15 protein-coding genes are annotated in these 12542 nt (G+C 60.8%); 2 read left to right on the top strand and 13 right to left on the bottom strand.

The features are described from left to right. Positions 1-16: 16 nt before the first annotated feature. The 4 genes from SB753_RS32760 to SB753_RS32745 form a co-directional block, all read right to left on the bottom strand. Positions 17-541: a prepilin peptidase gene (locus tag SB753_RS32760; RefSeq protein WP_410804042.1), complete on the bottom strand. Its 525-nt coding sequence runs from the start codon at positions 539-541 to the stop codon at positions 17-19. Positions 542-635: 94 nt separating this feature from the next. Continuing rightward, positions 636-809 (bottom strand): Flp family type IVb pilin, encoded by a 174-nt coding sequence (locus tag SB753_RS32755; protein ID WP_027805140.1) that lies wholly within the window; start codon positions 807-809, stop codon positions 636-638. Positions 810-918: 109 nt separating this feature from the next. Then, on the bottom strand, positions 919-1092 hold the full coding sequence (locus SB753_RS32750; RefSeq protein ID WP_020071341.1) for a Flp family type IVb pilin: 174 nt from the start codon (positions 1090-1092) through the stop codon (positions 919-921). Positions 1093-1176: 84 nt separating this feature from the next. Next, a complete protein-coding gene (locus SB753_RS32745; RefSeq protein ID WP_256972090.1) occupies positions 1177-1569 on the bottom strand; it encodes a hypothetical protein in 393 nt (130 codons plus the stop codon). Between the two features lie 529 nt (positions 1570-2098). Here SB753_RS32745 and SB753_RS32740 point away from each other — a divergent pair. After that, on the top strand, positions 2099-3061 hold the full coding sequence (locus tag SB753_RS32740; protein ID WP_410804039.1) for an ABC transporter substrate-binding protein: 963 nt from the start codon (positions 2099-2101) through the stop codon (positions 3059-3061). 36 nt (positions 3062-3097) lie between these two features. Here the strand turns inward: SB753_RS32740 and SB753_RS32735 are convergent, their stop codons facing one another. The 5 genes from SB753_RS32735 to SB753_RS32715 all read right to left on the bottom strand — a co-directional run bounded on the left by SB753_RS32735 (position 3098) and on the right by SB753_RS32715 (position 7599). Then, positions 3098-3496: a hypothetical protein gene (locus SB753_RS32735; RefSeq protein ID WP_410804037.1), complete on the bottom strand. Its 399-nt coding sequence runs from the start codon at positions 3494-3496 to the stop codon at positions 3098-3100. A gap of 11 nt (positions 3497-3507) precedes the next feature. Next, positions 3508-4176, bottom strand: a complete 669-nt coding sequence (locus SB753_RS32730; protein WP_410804035.1) for an RraA family protein — start codon at positions 4174-4176, stop codon at positions 3508-3510. Continuing rightward, on the bottom strand, positions 4173-5213 hold the full coding sequence (locus SB753_RS32725) for an amidohydrolase family protein (RefSeq protein ID WP_410804033.1): 1041 nt from the start codon (positions 5211-5213) through the stop codon (positions 4173-4175). Before SB753_RS32725 ends, SB753_RS32730 begins: the two co-directional genes overlap by 4 nt. Positions 5214-5249: 36 nt before the next feature. After that, a complete protein-coding gene (locus SB753_RS32720; RefSeq protein ID WP_410804031.1) occupies positions 5250-6572 on the bottom strand; it encodes an MFS transporter in 1323 nt (440 codons plus the stop codon). Positions 6573-6699: 127 nt separating this feature from the next. Continuing rightward, positions 6700-7599, bottom strand: a complete 900-nt coding sequence (locus SB753_RS32715; RefSeq protein WP_087753012.1) for a LysR family transcriptional regulator — start codon at positions 7597-7599, stop codon at positions 6700-6702. Between the two features lie 79 nt (positions 7600-7678). On the opposite strand from SB753_RS32715, the gene SB753_RS32710 reads away from it, so the two are divergent. Beyond that, positions 7679-8398 carry a haloacid dehalogenase type II gene (locus SB753_RS32710; RefSeq protein WP_410804029.1) on the top strand — a complete coding sequence of 240 codons (720 nt, stop codon included), beginning with the start codon at positions 7679-7681 and terminating at the stop codon, positions 8396-8398. A gap of 14 nt (positions 8399-8412) precedes the next feature. Here the strand turns inward: SB753_RS32710 and SB753_RS32705 are convergent, their stop codons facing one another. The 4 genes from SB753_RS32705 to SB753_RS32690 form a co-directional block, all read right to left on the bottom strand. Then, on the bottom strand, positions 8413-9888 hold the full coding sequence (locus SB753_RS32705) for an NAD-dependent succinate-semialdehyde dehydrogenase (protein ID WP_410804027.1): 1476 nt from the start codon (positions 9886-9888) through the stop codon (positions 8413-8415). Positions 9889-10170: 282 nt separating this feature from the next. Further along, positions 10171-10500 carry a hypothetical protein gene (locus tag SB753_RS32700; protein ID WP_087753014.1) on the bottom strand — a complete coding sequence of 110 codons (330 nt, stop codon included), beginning with the start codon at positions 10498-10500 and terminating at the stop codon, positions 10171-10173. 86 nt (positions 10501-10586) lie between these two features. Then, on the bottom strand, positions 10587-10805 hold the full coding sequence (locus tag SB753_RS32695; RefSeq protein WP_410804025.1) for a hypothetical protein: 219 nt from the start codon (positions 10803-10805) through the stop codon (positions 10587-10589). Positions 10806-10941: 136 nt separating this feature from the next. Next, positions 10942-12300, bottom strand: a complete 1359-nt coding sequence (locus SB753_RS32690) for an MFS transporter (RefSeq protein ID WP_020071329.1) — start codon at positions 12298-12300, stop codon at positions 10942-10944. Positions 12301-12542 lie beyond the last annotated feature (242 nt).

Genomic DNA, 12542 nt, shown 5'->3' with positions numbered 1-12542 from the left:
CGCGGTTGTGATTCCGTTATGCCGTTGCCGTCAGCAGCACCGAAATGGTTCCTGCTGCGATGGCTGCGCCGTAGGGCACCGATCCCACCGATTCGATGGAAGCCGCGCCTGTTTTGCGCAACGCGGGCTGGACAATGACGCGAAGATTTGCCCACACCTTTCCCAACTGATGACGCCGCCCGGTGCGCGCAAGCATCCATATGCCTCCGATCACACACGTGGCGAGAGCCGCATGGAACACGAGCAGCGGCCCAATCCATGCGCCGACCATCGCGAGCAGCTTGACGTCGCCGGCGGCCATGCCGCGCACGAGATAAAACGGCAGAAACAGCGCGAGTCCCACAACGGCGCCCGTGAACCACGCGCCGGTACCGTCGCCGAATCCCTTGAGCCAGCACTGCACAAAGAGCGCGCCGAGCAGACCGGCGCCGACCAGCATGTTCGGAATACGCCGGCACTGGATGTCCGTACTGGCGGCAGCGACCACGAGCGCGATGACGCACGGGGCGATCGGTGGCAGGACGTTGCTGGTAATCAACATGGCAAGCTCTCGTCGGCAATACCGCAAACTGAAAAAGGGCGGTGCGATGGACGACGGCGCGAACGCGGCACGCCCATCGGCACTTCGCGCGAAACTAGGCCAGATAGCCGGAGATCGCGATGAACTTCGCCTCGAGGTTCGTCCCGATGGCCGTCACACCGACGATGATGGCGAGCGCGATGAGCGTGGCGATGAGGCCATACTCGATTGCGGTGACGCCTTCTTCGTCGTGGGCGAATGCGTCAATGGATTCAATGAGCGATTGCATGATCAACTCCCGTTCAACTGGATGGCGGCCTTGCGGGCCGGGCAGCGGCTAACGGCGGTGGCGGCGGACGGTACGCTTGCACGATTCGTCCGCCGGCACCGGCCCGTATTTACGCGAGCTTCCCTGCGATGAAGTTGAACTTCGCGTTGAGATTGGTACCAACGGCCGTCGCGCCAACGATGATGGCGAGCGCGATGAGCGTGGCGATCAGGCCATATTCGATGGCGGTCACGCCGTCTTCATCGCGAATGAATGCCTTGGCGCTGTTGATAAACGATTTCATGATTGATCTCCCTTTAGGATGGCTAACTTAAATGTCATCGAATAACTACGGTTTGGGTACAACGTACTGCTCACTACAAGGGTGCTACAGAAAATGGCGTCCGGGCGATGCGGATGAGAACGGCCGGGTAGGAGCCGAAAACGGCCCGCTACGATTTGTGTGCTGGCTGTGCCGCGGCGCGACTGTCAGCGGGATTAGCTTGCGGGAAACAGGGAACGTAAGCGGCGCATTGAATATGACCGCGAGATGCGATGCCAGAAGACGACGCGCGATGCGCACGGCACACCGCAAGCCCGTTTGAATGAGGATGAGAGACTGCATCTTCTGGTACTCCTTGTATTCTTTTATTTCGCAGCCGGATCGTTCTTCTCGCCGCTCGTTCTCGAGCGTTTGAGAGAAGCCCCCGTTGGCAAGACCTGGTCGATGGTCGTGTCGCCGGCTGTATGAAAAGATAAAGGCAAGGAGTGGGCCAGTCATGGTCGATTCCATAGCGCGCCGGGGTTGCAGCCCGTTGATCGCACTTCGCAAGATGCCGGCGCGCGTAGTTCTGACCGAGTTGAATCACTTCTGCCTCATCGGCAGGTCATTCTTGCCGCGGTGGAAAATCGCGCTTTCAGGCCATGGCTGTGCTGTGCAGCCCAAATTTAGGGATTTGACCCAGGTGCGTCGTTCGCGGCATTCCCCGACGAATTGAGGTGGTTTTTTGGCCGGCATCGGACCGAATCGTTTCAACTTTGAATCGCGGGTAGTCAAAGCGGCACTTCAAACGGCACAGTGGCGGTTTTTTGCGTGTACTGGAGCACTCACATACAAGCCTCGCAACGACCTGCATGCCCTTCTACTTCGACGCTCATCGCGCGCGCCCGACGCCAAAGCGCGCCGGCAAATAACGTTATCGAAATCGATTCATTCCCATGCCGCGCGCGGCTCGATACGCTGACGTATCGACCTGACGTGAGGGCTTATGGCTCATTCCGCTCCAACTTCTTTTTCAACGCGACGGCGCATGCTGAAACTGCTGGGTGCCGTGCCCGCCTTCGCGGCGACCGGCGCTTTGCATTCGCAACATACGCTGGCTGCGGATCTTGCATCGACCACGCTCGTACTCGGTGACCAGGCCGGCGGCACCCGCGCGCTCGTCGAGGCGGCCAAAGTGCTCGACGGTGCGCCATACGCTTTTCGCTGGGCGAATTTTCAGGGGGCGGCGCCGCTGTTCGAAGCGCAACGCGCGGGCGCCGTCGATCTTGCACCGGCAGGCGATTTACCGGTGCTCGCAGCGGCGGTTGGCGATCCGACGCTGAAGATCGTGGCGACCCGCGTGGGTTCGGGTGCGCAACTCGGCATCCTTGTCCCGCCGAACTCCGCGATACGCACGGTTGCCGACCTGAAAGGACGCACCGTGTTTGTGTCGTCGGCACGCGGCAGCATTTCGCAATTCCAGTTGTATGGCGCGCTCGCCGAAGCGGGCTTATCGAAAGACGACGTGACGGTGCGCTTCATTTTGCCCGTCGATGCATTTGCGGCGTTCGCTTCCGGATCCATCGAGGTGTGGGCGACATTCGATCCGTACTACGGCATTGCTGTCCAACGCGGCGCCCGCATTTTGCGCGACGGCACTGGCATCAATAGCGGGCTAGGCTTTATTACCGCGTCAGGGGCGTCGCTTGCGGACGGGGGCAAACGCGCGGCTATCGCCGACGTGCTGTTGAGGCTGCAACGTGCGGGCGACTGGGCATTGGCAAACCGAGATGCATACGCACAGATTTATGCGACGTTGACGCGCTCTCCGCTCGATGCCGCGAAAGCAATCACGCGGCGCGCGTCGCTCAGACAGCATTTCATCAACGATAAGGATATTGCCGCGCTTCAGAAAGTGGCCGACAGTGCGAACCGCGACGCGATTTTGCCGCGCCGCGTTGACGTTCGGGCGATATCGGAGACAGAGATCGCTCGGCTGGCGAGCGGCTAGGGCGCTACAGCGTTACTGCGTTATTGCGCTCGGGCTTTAGGGAAGCAATGGCACGTCTTCAATCAAATCGGCTTTCACCGCGCGAATTCTGCGATCGACAAAATAGCCGCCGCCTTCGGTGTAGTGCAGATAGAGACGTCCGCATAAGACGCATTTCCACACTGCACAGCGGTTGTACGGAAAGTAGCGCGGCGCAATGGGCGCGTCGGCCGACCAATAGGTTGTCTTGTCCGGCAAGTACTCGCTGAAAGTCGGCTCGACATAGTCTTGCGGCAGCAGCGTGCCGATTTCCTCGAACTGCGTTTCGTCGAGAGAAAGCGGTTGCGACTGCCAGCCGTCGAGCGGCGTTTTCATGCACGCGCATGGCCCGGTGACGCGCGCCTCTGCGGCACGCGCCAGTTCAACAAGCATTTCAGCGTTCAGATATTGCGCCATGAGGCTCACTGTCAGGTGTTCATCATCCTGTCGCGTTGAGGGGCAACCCACGAGCGGTCGAAGTTGCCTTCGGCAATCGACTTCAAGGCTGCCATCTCTTTCGCTTGTTGGCGGCGCGCGCCTTCGATAACAGCTTCGGCGTCGGCGGCCGCGATTGCGAGCAGGCCGTCTTCATCGCCGACAATGATATCGCCTGGATGGACCACCATGCCGCCGACGGTGACAGGCACGTTGATTTCGCCAGGTCCGTTCTTGTACGGACCACGATGCGTGACGCCGCGTGCGTACACCGGAAAATCGCGCTGACCTAGCGCGCCGACGTCGCGTATCGCACCGTCTATCACGAGTCCCTCCACGCCCAGACTCTGAGCGAAGCTCGCCATGATCTCGCCCATCAGCGCCTGGGTCAGGTCGCCGGCGCCGTCGATCACCAGCACGTCGCCGGGTCTGCAGAAATCGAACGCGCGATGAATCGCCAGGTTGTCGCCGGGCCGGGTATGCACCGTGACCGCGGTGCCCGCAAGAGGTTTTGGCCGGTGATACGGTCGCAAACCGAGCATGCCGCTCGCGCGTGCCATGTTGTCGCTGAGGAGCGACACCGCAAGTTCGCGCAATGCACCGAGAGTCGCCGCTCCAGCCTGGGGTGCCGACTCATACTCTCGCCATCCGATTGGGTTCATACAATAGCTCCTTGCGCCGCGAGTTGCCGGTCGAGCTGACGCGAAAGCCGCGGATACACGGCGCGCGCGTTGTCCTCATATATACGTTGGCGCTCCGCGTCGCTAAGCCATTCGATTGCATCGATATAGCGGCGCGTATCGTCGTAATGATGTCCGGTCTCCGGATCGATGCCTTGCACCGCGCCTATCGTTTCCGATGCAAACAGAATGTTTTCAACGGGGATGACTTTCGCGAGCAACTCAGCGCCCGGTTGGTGATAGACACAGGTATCGAAGAACACGTTTTTTAGCAGGTAATCACGCAGCAACGGTCGCTTCATGTCCTGCGCGAGACCGCGATAACGTCCCCAGTGATAAGGCACTGCGCCGCCGCCGTGTGGAATGATGAAACGCAGCGTGGGAAAGTCCGCGAACAGGTCGCCAGTAAGCAACTGCATGAACGCGGACGTGTCGCCGTTGATGTAATGCGCACCGGTTGCATGGAAGTTCGGGTTGCACGACGACGACACGTGGATCATCGCGGGCACGTCGAGTTCGACCATCGTTTCATAGAGCGGATACCACGAGCGATCCGTGAGCGGCAGACCCGACCAGTGTCCGCCGGATGGATCGGGATTCAGATTGCAGCCTATAAAACCGAGTTCTTCGACACAGCGCCGCAATTCGTCAATACAGTTCGCGGGCGGCACGCCTGGCGCTTGAGGCAACTGGCATACGCCCACGAAGTTGCGCGGAAACAGCGAACACACGCGATGCACGAGGTCGTTGCATTCGCGTGACCATTGCGCGTTTGCTTGCGCGGTGGCGAGATGGTGACCCATGCCCGCGGCACGCGGCGAAAAGATCGTGAGGTCGGTGCCGCGTTCGCGTTGAATGCGCAACTGGCCCGTTTCGATGCTCTCGCGGATTTCATCGTCGCTAATGTTGGGGCGTGCGGGCGGCGTGTGGCCGTCCTTTAACGCGGCAATCTGCTGCGTGCGCCAGGCTTCGTGCTGCGGCGGCGAGGTCGTGTAATGCCCGTGACAATCGATGATCATGGTTTGCAATGCCTTTGCTTGTTGTCGCGATGTCCGTTACGCACGCGGCGCGGCGTCGCCTGTGACGAGCGATTGTGTTTCGTCTTCCGATGCCGTGACACGCATCACCAGTGCGATGACCGTGGCCACGAGCAGGAACGCTGCAATCGTCAGCAAAGCGAGCTTGAAGTTGCCGGTTGCGCTGCGCACGAGGCCGATACTCCATGGGCCGACCAGGCCGCCGAACTGCGCAATGGTGTTGATGAGCGCGATGGTCGCGGCGCCTGCCGCGCCGGTTCTGAACGACGACGCAAGGCTCCAGAACAGCGGATTGCCCGCGTAGATAAACAGGCCGGTCACGCACAACAGCACGTAGGCGATCACCGGATTCGGCGCATATGCGCTGCCGGCAATGGCAAGCGCACTCATTCCGTACACGAAAGCAAGGTGTTTCTTCCGGTCGCCGGTGCGGTCCGAGCTGCGGCTGATCAGGAAAGTGCCGAGCACGCCGAGTAAAGGCGGCGCGGCGGACAGAAAGCCGACTTCGAGATTAGTAAGGTGTCCAAGGCTTTTGACGATCTGCGGCAACCACAGGAACAATCCATAAATGCCGACCAACGCGCAGCCGAACAGGCAAGCCAGACTCCACACACGAATGTCGCCCGCCACGCGCAGAAGCGGAAAGTGCGTGTTGCCGCCCAGGGCCTCCCGTTCTGCGGCGAGCGTGGATTCGAGCCAGCGCTTTTCGTCGGCGGAGAGCCACTCGGCGTCGGCCGGGCGCTCGGTCATGATGCGCAGGGTGAGAAGACCGAGCAGCATTGCCGGCACGCCTTCAAGAATGAACATCCACTGCCAGCCGTGCAAACCGAGAATGCCGTCCGCGTAGGTCATGAGCGCCGTGGAAATAGGCCCGCCCAGCACTGCCGAAAACGACCCGGCAATGATGTAGCCGCCCACCGCTCGCGCCCGGTAGCGCACCGGAAACCACTTCGTCAGATACACCGCGACGCCCGGCAAAAAGCCTGCTTCCATGACGCCGAGCAAAAAGCGCAGCACGTAAAAGCTCGTGTCGTTGAACACGAACGCAGTCACCGCGGCCACTGCGCCCCACGTCAGAAGAATGCGTGCGATCCAGCGCCGTGCGCCGACGCGATGCAACAGCAGGTTGCTCGGCACTTCCAGCAACATGTATCCGACAAAGAAAATGCTGCCCGCGAAACCGAACACAGCGGGACTAAAGCCCAACTGCTTGTTCATGTCGAGTGCGGCGAAACCGATGTTGATGCGGTCGAGGTAATTGAAGAACATCATGGCGAAAAGCAGGGGCATCAGGCGCCCATATACCTTTCGCATGGTTGCGGCTTCGTCGATCGGGTTCATGCTGTCTCCTACCTTGCGGCGACGGCGAGTGCGCCGTCCCTGCGTTCTTGTCATATGTGCAGGCAATGATAAGAACGGGCGGGTGAGCAGTCCAAGACCGGTTGCTTATGCTTCTATAGGCTTTTGCTTATAGTGCGGTGTTCTCAAGCGGCGGCGGAAGGCAGGCGAGGAACGCACGCAAGTGCGGCGACGCGTCGTCGGAGCGGAAGGTCGCGGCAAGCGTCGAGCGGTATCTGGAAGCCGGTCCTGTCAGGTGGCGATAGACAACGTCGCTACGGCCCAGACGCGCTACCGACTCGCCAATGAACGTGACACCCAGCCCAGCGGCCACGAGCGCGATAGCGGTTTGAATCTCATACGCCTGGTGAGCGACGAACGGCGTCAGTCCGGCATCGCGATACAACGATAGAACCGAGCGCTTGAACTGCGCATTCTGATGCTTTGGGTAAAGGATCAATGGTGTATCGGCGAGATCGGTGATCTTCAAGCTCTTGCGGGCGGCGAGCGGATGGCCCGGCTCCAACGCGGCCACCACCCGTTCGCGCAGCAGCGGGTACGACGTGCATCCTTCGATGGCCAGCGGCTGACGGCCAATGCCGATGTGAATCCGCATGTCGCGAAGCGCATCGGTCTGTTCTTCGGTGAGCATTTCGAAGAGCTTCAGTTCCACCTGCGGATACGCTTGATGAAACGCTTTGAGCGCGGGCGGCAGAATGCTGTACATCGCCGAGCGCGTGAAGCCGACGCTGAGCCAGCCGCGCCGGCCTATGCCGATTTCCTGCGTCGCGAGGCTCGCCTGCTCCAGAGCACCGAGTATCTGGCGAGCCTCTGTACACAAGTAAAGTCCCGCTTCGGTGAGCGTGAGCGGCCGTCGAGCGCGATCAACCAGTTGCGTGCCGAGCCGCTCTTCGAGCGAGCGGATCTGTTGGCTCAGCGCGGGCTGCGCAATGTGAAGCCGTTCAGCAGCACGGCTGAAATTAAGCTCCTCGGCGAGAATCACGAAGCACTGCAGGGCCCTAAGATTCATAGCGATTCTGTTTGACGTCGGTACGCGCAGAATACCCTACACTGTTGCGTGTGATCCGCAAAAACGAGGAGCGCAATCAATGCGACTGACTGACTTCGACACGTTGACGTTCGATTGCTACGGCACGCTAATCGACTGGGAAACAGGCATTTTCGAAGGCTTGCGGCCGCTTCTCGAACGCGTCGAGCAAACGCTGACACGCGACCAGGTACTCGAAGCACACGCGCGACACGAGTCGTCGCAGCAAAAGTACACGCCTTACCGGCGGTATCAGGAATTGTTGCCGATCGTCTATAAGCGCCTCGCTGAAGAATGGCGCGTGCCGTACACACTCGACGACTGCATGGCTTATGGCAGATCGATTCAGAACTGGCCGGCATTCGACGATTCAGCCGCGGCGTTGCAGTACCTGAAGCAGCACTACAAGCTGGTCATTCTTTCGAACGTGGACAATGAGAGCTTTAGCTTTAGCAACGCAAAGCTGCAGGTCGAATTCGATGCAATCTTCACCGCTGAAGATATCGGTTCATATAAGCCGTCACCGCGCAATTTCGAGTACATGCTGGAGAAGCTCGGTGAACGCGGCATCGTCAAGGGCAAGATTCTTCACACGGCGGAAAGTCTCTTTCACGATCACAAGCCGGCGAATGAGTTCGGACTTGCGTCGTGCTGGATCTATCGCCGGCATGCCAAAGAGGGCTTTGGCGCGACAATGGACCCGGGCTCCCAGCCGAAGATCGACTTTCGCTTTAACAGCATGGCCGAGCTGGTGGAAGCCCATCGCAACGCTTTGGTTTAACGCGAGGCGAACGCTTACTGGTCGAAGCCGCCCTGGCACAGGTACTTGATCGACAGATAATCGTCGAGTCCGTACTTCGAGCCTTCGCGGCCATAGCCCGATTCTTTTACGCCTCCAAACGGCGCCGCTTCGCTCGACACAGCGCCTTCGTTGATACCGATTACGCCTGCTTCCAGCCGGGTGGCGACACGGTCGATACGCCGCACATCCTGCGTAAAGAAGTAAGCGGCGAGGCCGAACGGCGTGTCGTTCGCGAGACGCACCGCTTCGGCTTCGTCGCTGAAGCGGAACAGCGGCGCAACCGGTCCGAAGGTCTCTTCGCAGCACACCAGCATGCCGTCATTCGCGTCGGTCAGCACAGTCGGTGCATAGTAGTTCGGGCCCAACTCTGTTAGGCGTTTGCCGCCGGTCAACACTTTTGCGCCTTGTTTTACGGCGTCTTCCACGTGACGCGCGATCTTGTCGATTGCGCGTTCGTTGATCATCGGGCCGATCTGCGCGCTCGGGTCCGTTGCAGGCGCAACCTTCAGGGCCGCCACGCGTTTCGCGAGCAGATCGGCGAAACGCTCATAGACACCGGCTTGCACATACACGCGATTCGGGCATACACACGTTTGCCCGCCATTGCGGAACTTCGCTGCCATCAGACCGGTGACGGCGGCGTCGAGATCGGCGTCGTCGAATACGATGAAGGGCGCATTGCCGCCCAATTCGAGCGAGAGCTTTTTCAACGTGGCGGCGGACTCGCGCGCAAGATGCTTGCCGACTGGCGTCGAACCGGTGAACGTGATTTTGCGAACGCGGGCATCGGCGAGCCAATCGGCCACCGCTTCGATGCCCTGGTCGCGCGAAGCGGACAGCATGTTCAGCACACCGTCGGGCACGCCGGCTTCCTGTGCGAGGGCGGCGAGCGCGAGTGCGGTGAGCGGCGTGTCTTCGGCGGGCTTGGCGACCACCGTGCAACCGGCCGCAAGGGCCGGCGCGATCTTACGGGCGATCATCGCGAGCGGGAAATTCCACGGCGTGATCGCGGCCACGATGCCGATGGCTTCCTTCACCGCACTCATGCGTTTGCCGCGTTGCTGCTGCGGAATGATGTCGCCGTAGATGCGCGTCGCCTCGTCTGCGAACCACGCGACGTATGACGCGCCATACGCGACTTCGCCGCGGCTTTCCGCCAGAGGCTTGCCTTGTTCCGTCGACATCAGCTTGGCGAGGTCTTCGGTGTTCTCAACGATGAGCGCGTGCCAGCGGCGCAGAATCTCAGCACGTTCGCGCGGCAGCTTGCCGCGCCATGCGGGCAACGCGCCGGCCGCGGCGTCGGTGGCGGCGCGCGCGTCTGCGGCACTGCTGTTCGCCACTTCGACGATCGTGTCGCCGGTCGCGGGATTAGTGACGGGAAAGCGCGCGCCGTTCGCGGCGGCGATCCATTTTCCGCCGATGAAATTCAGCGGGCGAATCAGTTCATTGCGCGTCAATGCGAGAGACATTGCGTTGCTCCTTGGGTTGCCGTTTTGACTGTATCGGGCGTACGGTTTCTGTAAGCGCGCAGCAGGTGTAGAGCAGCGCGAAACTGGTTCCATAAGCCGATGCTACGCGCGTCCGGCAATCAATGAATCGCCTCAAAAAGCGGCCCACGGTGTGCAGATTGTTTTTTTCGGGCGCCTACAGCATATTCTGCTGATTGCGTTGGGAGTAGCGCGTTCGATACGGCCTGTCGACGCGCGCACGACAAGTTGCGACCGCCCGCGTAGCATTCACGGTCGCAGGCGTTAGTGCGCTAACGCCTGTTCGTTGCGCGCCGTCGCGCACTCGGACGTGAACGCCATGCTGGCCTGGTCGGGCGTCATGCGCGGCGCGCTGGGCGCATAGATTTTCTCGATGATGGCGGCAAACGTCTGGCGGTCTGCATCGTCGCGATAGTACTTTGCGGCCTGATCGAGCGCCTGCGCTTTGGTCTTCTTGTGCGCGCGCCACGAAGCGACCTGGCCGGCGATATCGCCAATCGCAAAGCACTGATTGCTGACCGTTTGTGCCACGGCCTGAACGGCCGTTTGAGCAAGGCATCCCGCAAGCAATGCCGATATCACCACGCGTTTCATGACGACGAATCCTGTTGGGCGCAAAGGCCGCAGTTTAACGCGGTAGCGAGTCCTTGCTGCCCGCGTCGATTCGTCGCTGTGGGCGACTATTTCTTGTCCGGCTCGGCTTCGGTGTCGGTGCCTGTTTTGCCATTGCTCCTGTTGGCGACCTCGCCCGTTTCGTCGAGTTCGTCATCCAGGTCGTCGTCGTTTTCATCAGCCGGTGGATCGGATGCCGCCGCCATGCCGAAAAGTGGAACATGGCGAACAGGCAGCGAATAGGCCGGAGTGCCGGCAAGGGAATCGGCAAGAGAATCGGGGTTCATGTAGTGTGCTCCATAAGATGGTCAGCATCACTTGCAGCAAGCCCCGACCCCGGCAGAGCAGGTTGCAGCTTGAAAAGAAAAAGCCGCCTCGAAAGGCGGCTTGTCTGCACCAGCAACGCACTTCCGTGCGAGGCGCTCAGTGTCCGAACGACTCCGCTTTAGGCACCGATGCATTCGCCACATGCGGCCGCGCCGCCTGCTTGATCAGCAGCGCGATGCACGCGATCACGCCGGCCACGGCGATCGTCGCGAAGATGCCGGCGAACGTGAAGTGACGGCGCGCGAGTTCCGCTACGAGGAACGAACCGGCAATGCCGCCGAAGCGTCCAATACCAAGCATCCACGCGACGCCCGTGCCGCGGCCTTGCGTCGGGTAGAAAGCGGCAGCGAGTGCGGGCATCGACGATTGCGCGGTGTTCATCAGCACCCCTGCAACGAACACGATAAACACGAGCGCGCCGACATTGCCCACCGCCTGGCCGATGAAATACACGCTCACGGCGGTCAACGCATAGCAGGCCGCGATGATGCGGTTCGCGTTGAAGCGATCCATCAGCACGCCGCACACAACCGCGCCTACGCCGCCGAGCGGGAACAGCGCGGAAATCAGCGTCGCGCGTTGCGGCGTGAGGCCGGCGTCCTTCAGCAGAATCGGCATCCAGTTGATCGACGCGTAGAAAATTACGAGGCCCATGAAGTACGTGATCCACAGCATCAGCGAGCCGACGATGTACGCGCGCGACAGCACTACGCCCGCGCCCTTGCCGCCCGTTTGCGGCGCGGTTTCCGTCATCATGAACGAGTCCGCCTGCGCGGCTTCGCTCGAAATGCGCGACAGGGCGGTGCGAATCCGCGCGACCGGCTGATTGTTGGCGACCATGTAGCGAACCGACTCCGGCATCTTGATCACCAGCAGGACGAGCAGGAGAAGCGGGGCGATACCGCCGAGCATCAGCACGCTGCGCCAGCCGAAATGCGGAATCATCCACGCGGCGAGGAACCCGCCGAATGCCGCGCCGAGCGGGAAGCCGCAAAACATCAGATTGATCACGGTCGCGCGGCGGCTGTCCGGGCAGTACTCGCCCATCATCGTGACGGCGTTCGGCATGGCCGCACCGAGGCCGACGCCGGTGATGAAGCGCAGCACCGTCAGATATTCGATGCTCGTCGAAAATGCCGAACCGAGGCAGGCGGCCCCGAACAGCAGCACCGAACCCAGCAGCATTCCCCGCCGTCCAAGCCGGTCGGACAACGGCCCCGACACCAGCGCGCCGCATGCAAGGCCGAACAACGCCGCGCTCAGTACGGGTGCGAGCGCCGGTTTCGCAATGCCCCATTCCGCGAGTAGCGACGGCGCGATGAAACCGATGGCGGCCGTGTCGAAACCGTCCAGCAGGACGATCACGAAACACATGAAAAAGACCAGCCACTGGAACGGTGAAAATGGATGTTCGTTGAGGAAGGTCTGAACGTTCACAGCGTTGCTGCGATTCATGATGCGTCTCCTGACTGCAAAAAGGCTCGTCGCAGCGAGCCTCGTCTTACTTTACGATCGCGTGCCGTTGGGCGGCGCGCAATGCCTGCGCCTGCAACTCTGTCGGCTTCATCCATGCATGGTATGCGGACAGGGTTGCCGTCGCTATCAATTTATTTGTTCGTATATAGAACTACGATTCTCTCAGCGAACAAGTGCCACTGTAAGTAATTTGATAACGGCAGGTCAACGCGGGATTACCC

This window comes from Paraburkholderia sp. SIMBA_053, assembly GCF_046534895.1.
Classification (GTDB): domain Bacteria; phylum Pseudomonadota; class Gammaproteobacteria; order Burkholderiales; family Burkholderiaceae; genus Paraburkholderia; species Paraburkholderia caledonica.
The sequence above is the reverse complement of the archived record's forward strand: the minus strand, read 5'-3'. Positions and strand labels throughout refer to the sequence as shown.

What these genes read in the sequence shown, in the direction of transcription:
- SB753_RS32760 (WP_410804042.1), bottom strand. Translation starts at nt 541, where the DNA reads ATGTTGATTACCAGCAACGTCCTGCCACCGATCGCCCCGTGCGTCATC.
- SB753_RS32755 (WP_027805140.1), bottom strand. Translation starts at nt 809, where the DNA reads ATGCAATCGCTCATTGAATCCATTGACGCATTCGCCCACGACGAAGAA.
- SB753_RS32750 (WP_020071341.1), bottom strand. Translation starts at nt 1,092, where the DNA reads ATGAAATCGTTTATCAACAGCGCCAAGGCATTCATTCGCGATGAAGAC.
- SB753_RS32745 (WP_256972090.1), bottom strand. Translation starts at nt 1,569, where the DNA reads ATGACTGGCCCACTCCTTGCCTTTATCTTTTCATACAGCCGGCGACAC.
- SB753_RS32740 (WP_410804039.1), top strand. Translation starts at nt 2,099, where the DNA reads ATGCTGAAACTGCTGGGTGCCGTGCCCGCCTTCGCGGCGACCGGCGCT.
- SB753_RS32735 (WP_410804037.1), bottom strand. Translation starts at nt 3,496, where the DNA reads ATGGCGCAATATCTGAACGCTGAAATGCTTGTTGAACTGGCGCGTGCC.
- SB753_RS32730 (WP_410804035.1), bottom strand. Translation starts at nt 4,176, where the DNA reads ATGAACCCAATCGGATGGCGAGAGTATGAGTCGGCACCCCAGGCTGGA.
- SB753_RS32725 (WP_410804033.1), bottom strand. Translation starts at nt 5,213, where the DNA reads ATGATCATCGATTGTCACGGGCATTACACGACCTCGCCGCCGCAGCAC.
- SB753_RS32720 (WP_410804031.1), bottom strand. Translation starts at nt 6,572, where the DNA reads ATGAACCCGATCGACGAAGCCGCAACCATGCGAAAGGTATATGGGCGC.
- SB753_RS32715 (WP_087753012.1), bottom strand. Translation starts at nt 7,599, where the DNA reads ATGAATCTTAGGGCCCTGCAGTGCTTCGTGATTCTCGCCGAGGAGCTT.
- SB753_RS32710 (WP_410804029.1), top strand. Translation starts at nt 7,679, where the DNA reads ATGCGACTGACTGACTTCGACACGTTGACGTTCGATTGCTACGGCACG.
- SB753_RS32705 (WP_410804027.1), bottom strand. Translation starts at nt 9,888, where the DNA reads ATGTCTCTCGCATTGACGCGCAATGAACTGATTCGCCCGCTGAATTTC.
- SB753_RS32700 (WP_087753014.1), bottom strand. Translation starts at nt 10,500, where the DNA reads ATGAAACGCGTGGTGATATCGGCATTGCTTGCGGGATGCCTTGCTCAA.
- SB753_RS32695 (WP_410804025.1), bottom strand. Translation starts at nt 10,805, where the DNA reads ATGAACCCCGATTCTCTTGCCGATTCCCTTGCCGGCACTCCGGCCTAT.
- SB753_RS32690 (WP_020071329.1), bottom strand. Translation starts at nt 12,300, where the DNA reads ATGAATCGCAGCAACGCTGTGAACGTTCAGACCTTCCTCAACGAACAT.